This window comes from Jannaschia seosinensis (assembly GCF_001408515.1).
Classification (GTDB): domain Bacteria; phylum Pseudomonadota; class Alphaproteobacteria; order Rhodobacterales; family Rhodobacteraceae; genus Jannaschia; species Jannaschia seosinensis.
Genome location: NZ_CYPR01000119.1, coordinates 1 through 2606 on the forward strand (window position 1 = coordinate 1; position 2606 = coordinate 2606).

Below are 2606 nucleotides of genomic sequence, written 5' to 3' on the forward strand. Positions count from 1 at the left end.
GTCGATCAGTTCCAGCTCGACCAGACGCGCCAGGAACTGGACATGATCCAGCCCCTCGGCGGCGCACTGGCGGGCGAGCTTTTCATACTCCCGCGAGGCAAGGTAGGCAGCTTCAACGTCTTCAGATGCTCCGCGAGCAGGATCTTCGGGGTGTCGGTCATGCCGCATCCTCCGACAGCAGAGACATGTAGCTGGCCGCCGAGGTGGTGATAGAGCAACCTGCGGTCTGGAAATTCTGCTGAGAGCGGGTCATGCATCCTGGCATTCCCATTTGATGTAGGCCTTGGTCTCGGAGGCCCATTTCTCGTCGATCTCTACGAGGACGGCGCTGACCAGTCGCAGCAGAGCGTCGTCGCTGGGAAAGACCCTGACCTTCACGGTGCGCCGCTTGAGCTCCTGCTGGACGGATCGCTCCATCGGGTTTGAAGTGCGCAGCCGGCGGCGATGGTGCTCGGGCAGCGTGAAGACCGCGAGCCCCTCGGGCGCGTTTTCCTCCAGCCATGCGGCCAGCTTCGGCGCAGAGGTGCGATAGCTGGCGACGATCTCTGCCAAGGCCGTTTCTGCCTTGGCGAGCGTGCTGGCATTCCACACGGTGCGCAGCTCAGCTCCGATGCGCTTGCGGCTCTCGACGTTCGGAGCGTGATGAATGGCGTTGCGCGCGAGATGGAACTGGCAGCGCTGCCACGTGGCGCCGCCAAGAACAGCCCGCCGGGCAGCACGCAGCCCTGAGTGGTCATCCGAAACGATGAACTCGACGCCGCGCAGGCCGCGGGCGACCAGGCTCTCCAAGAAGCCCCGCCAGTGGACCTCGGCCTCGGACAGGGCCACGGAAACGCCCAGAACACGCCGCCGCTCGTCCGGGCCGATGCCGATTGCCGAGAGCACGGCAGCATCGCGCACCACCCCGCCGTGGCGCATCTTCTCGTACCGGGCATCGAGGATGAGGCATTTTACCTGGCCCAGAGGGCGGTTGCGCCATGCCTCCAGTTCGTCGTCGAGCAGCTTGGCAGCCCGGCTGACCTGCGAGGACGACAGGCTCTCGATCCCGAACTCGCGCATGACAGCCTCGGCGTCACGCGTGGAGACGCCTTTGACGTACATCTCGGCCACCGCCAGCATGACGGACCGAACCGACCGCCGCCCGCGCTCGAGGGATTGCGGATAGAACGGCTCTTCCCCATGCCCGGCAGTCTTGGGCACCTGCACGCTCACCGTGCCCGCAGGCGTGTCGATCCGCTTGGGTTTGTAGCCGTTGGCATAGCCGTGACGCTCGGGCGTGCGCTCATTGTAGCGCGACAATCCGGGTGAGAGCACGCATTGCCTCGCCTAAACTGTTCCTGAAGATGATGCCGTTGCATCATTAGAAATGTTCCCGGAGCGGGTCTGTTCGGGGGCAGGAATGAGACGGATCAGCATGGGAACTAGAGATGAGCTACTGGAGGCCGTGGCGGCGCGATATCGTGGCGCGACCCGAGCCGAGAAGGGGCGGATCCTGACGGAGTTCGCGGAGATATCGGGTTATCACCGCAAGCACGCGGAACGGCTCCTTCGGCGCGATCATGTTGTGGATCGTTCGGAGCCTCGGCCCGGACGACGGGTTTATGACGAAGCCGTGCGAGAGGCTCTTGTCGTGCTCTGGGAAGCGTCCGACCGGATCTGCGGGAAGCGGTTGAAGGCTCTCATTCCGCTGCTGATCCCGGCGATGGAGCGGCATGACCATCTTGAACTGGACGAGGATGTGCGCGTCCGACTTCTAAAGATGAGCGCGGCCACCATCGACCGGGTTCTCGCCCCTGTCCGGGCTGCCGGTTCGGCTGACAAACGTTGGCGGACTGCGCATTCCTCGGCGGTGCGGCGGAGCGTGCCCATCCGAACTTACGCGGATTGGGACGATCCCGCGCCGGGCTACATGGAAGCGGATCTTGTCGCGCATAGCGGCCCGTCGGCGAGCGGGAGCTTCGTGCAGACGCTGACCCTCACCGATGTGGCGACAGGATGGACAGAATGCGCGCCCCTTCTCTTTCGCGAGCAGCGTCTGCTGAGCGAGGTCATGACTGCGCTGCGCCCGGCGCTCCCGTTTCCTTTGCTCGGCTTCGATACGAACAATGACAGCGTCTTCATGAACGAGACGATCAGGGGCTGGTGCGAGGCAGCGCAGGTTGAGTTCACCCGCTCGCGGCCCTATCGCAAAAATGATCAGGCCCAGAGTTATGTCCGAAAGTTGGTGATGGCCTGAAGTAGGCGGCATATCATGGCGGTGTTCACGCGCCGTCAGTCTCAAAAGAGAAAGGATATGCCACCATGGCCAAATCTACCGTTGTCCCGTTCGAACTGCCATCGGAATTTTCTGCGGATCCGTTGACCGAGGTAATCCAAGCTGGGGCCAAGGAGCTTCTGCGAACGGCGGTTCAGGCGGAGGTATCCGCCTTCCTCGCCGAGCATGCGCATCTTCTGGACGAGGAGGGCCGCCAGCGTCTTGTGCGCCATGGTTTTCTGCCCGAGCGCGAGATGATGACCGGGATCGGGACCATTCCTGTGCAGGTCCCGCGCGTGCGCGATCGCGGCCGCAATGAAGATGGGAGCAAGATCAAGTTCCGCTCGGCGCT

1 protein-coding gene and 3 pseudogenes are annotated in these 2606 nt (G+C 63.5%); 2 read left to right on the top strand and 2 right to left on the bottom strand.

All coding sequences use genetic code 11. The features are described 5' to 3' along the window. Both JSE7799_RS19730 and JSE7799_RS09570 read right to left on the bottom strand, forming a co-directional pair. Positions 1-161 (bottom strand): annotated as a pseudogene (locus JSE7799_RS19730) (ATP-binding protein); the annotation flags it as partial. An 88-nt stretch (positions 162-249) separates the two neighbouring features. Continuing rightward, positions 250-1314 carry an IS256 family transposase gene (locus JSE7799_RS09570; RefSeq protein ID WP_222101733.1) on the bottom strand — a complete coding sequence of 355 codons (1065 nt, stop codon included), beginning with the start codon at positions 1312-1314 and terminating at the stop codon, positions 250-252. A gap of 85 nt (positions 1315-1399) precedes the next feature. Between JSE7799_RS09570 and JSE7799_RS09575 the strand changes: the two are divergent. Both JSE7799_RS09575 and JSE7799_RS09580 read left to right on the top strand, forming a co-directional pair. Beyond that, positions 1400-2203 (top strand): annotated as a pseudogene (locus tag JSE7799_RS09575) (ISNCY family transposase); the annotation flags it as partial. Between the two features lie 98 nt (positions 2204-2301). After that, positions 2302-2606: pseudogene (locus tag JSE7799_RS09580) on the top strand (IS256 family transposase); the annotation flags it as partial.